The sequence below is a fragment of the Mycobacterium sp. E1747 genome (assembly GCF_001667775.1).
GTDB lineage: Bacteria > Actinomycetota > Actinomycetes > Mycobacteriales > Mycobacteriaceae > Mycobacterium.
Genome location: NZ_LZJI01000184.1, coordinates 1 through 1856, shown reverse-complemented (window position 1 = coordinate 1856; position 1856 = coordinate 1). Strand labels below are relative to the sequence as shown.

Here is a 1856-nt window from a genome sequence, read left to right as displayed (position 1 = left end):
GGGCCGTCGGGCTTGCCGATATTGATGGTCTGGCCGTCTTCGATGTCGACCAGCGGCACCCGCTGGCCGTTGACGTAGACCCCGTTCAGCGAATTATTGTCCAGCGCAATCCATTTGCCGCGATCGAAGCGCAGCAGCAGGTGTGAACGGGCGATCAGCGGGTGCGCCACCCGCAGGTCCGCCCGCAGATCGCTGCCCACGACCACGTCGCGTCCGGCCGCGAAGCTGCCCTTCGATCGGTCGGATCGAACAGTCAGGACGGGCTCGGCGGCTTGGGTCATCTCAGCGTTTCAGGCGGATGTGCCATCGGACGATGCCCATGTAGGCGATGGACAGGAACGCGAGCATCGCCATGTCGAACACGAAGATGTGCTTGGAGTGCTGCCAGATCGGGTCGTTGGTCGGAATCTGTTTGACCTTCACCAGCGACGGAAAGTCGATCGACGAGGCGCCGGCGGCGTAGCCCCAGCGGGCCGGTGTCAGCCACGCGAGTTCCTCGAGGCCGAAGCGCTGATAGACCGGGATCATGCCGCTGGAGAACACCAGCTGCGACATGATCGACACCACCAGCAGCGGCATGATCTGTTCGTTGGACTCCGCCAAGGCGCTCAACAGCAGGCCCAGCATCGCCGAAGCCACACAGGTCCCGGCGACGGTGACGAACAGCGAGAAGGTGGAGTTCCCGAAGAATTGCGGGTGCGCCGTCGGCGCGCCCTTCCCGAGCCGCACGATGATGGTCGCGATCGCCGCCTGCAGCGTCGCGAAGACGCAGAACACCGCGATCTTGGCCAGCAGGTAGGCGGTGGTGGACAGCCCGACGGCCTGCTCGCGTCGGAAGATCGGCCGCTCGCCGATCAGGTCGCGGATGGTCAGCGCGGTGCCCATGAAGACGGCGCCGATGTTCAGCAGCACCATGATGTACTGCGGCTGCGTGGGCGCGGGGCCGAGCGGGTCGGCCGGCCCGAGGCCGGGATGGGGGCCCTTCACCGTCAGCGACAACGCCCCGATGAGGAACGGCAGGATCGCCAGGAAGATGGTGTAGCCGCGGTCGGATACGACGAGGCGGACTTGGCGGCGGGCGATCGTGGACAGCTGCCGCCACAGGTCGGTCTTGGGCGGCTCGCCCAGGTCGGCGGGGCTTTGCGGGGTGGGCGGCCGCGACGACTGCTGGTCGCGTTCCTTGAAGCGGCGGTTGGCCTCGTCGGGGTCGGCGCCGACCTTGGCGAAGATGTCGGCCCAGTTGCGGGTGCCCATGGCCGCCTCGACCTGGTCGGGCGGGCCGCAAAAGGCGGTCTTGCCGCCCGGTGCGATCAGCAGGATCTGGTCGCAGACGTCCAGGTACGAGACCGAGTGGGTCACCACCAACACCGTGCGGCCGGCGTCGGCGAGCTGGCGCAGCATCAGCATGACTTGACGGTCCAGCGCCGGGTCCAGGCCGGAGGTCGGTTCGTCGAGGAGCAGCAGCGACGGCTGGGTGAGCAGTTCGAGTGCCACCGAGGCGCGCTTGCGCTGGCCGCCGGACAGCTTGTCGACTCGAGTCTCGGCGTGTTTGGTCATGTCCAGTTCTTCGAGGACCTGGGCGACGACCTGGGCACGCTCGGCCTTGCTGGTGTCGGGCGGCAGCCGCAGCTCGGCGGCGTAGTTCAGGGCCTGGTTGACGGTCAGCTGGCGGTGCACGACGTCGTCCTGCGGGACCATCCCGATCCTGCTGCGCATGGTCGCATACTCGGCGTGGATGTCGTGGCCCTCGAAGGTCACCGAGCCCGAGGTGGGGCTGGTGTATCCCACGATCACCCGCGACAGCGTCGTCTTGCCGGCGCCAGAGCCGCCGATGATGGCCGTCAGCGTGCCGGGCC

The 1856-nt window shown here is 67.7% G+C and carries 2 protein-coding genes; both read right to left on the bottom strand.

What is annotated here, in order from left to right; genetic code table 11:
* On the bottom strand, positions 1 to 281 hold a 281-nt coding region (locus A5695_RS17800), incomplete at its 3' end, for an FHA domain-containing protein (RefSeq protein WP_068084889.1).
* A gap of 1 nt (position 282) precedes the next feature.
* On the bottom strand, positions 283 to 1856 hold a 1574-nt coding region (locus A5695_RS17795), incomplete at its 5' end, for an ATP-binding cassette domain-containing protein (protein WP_068084886.1).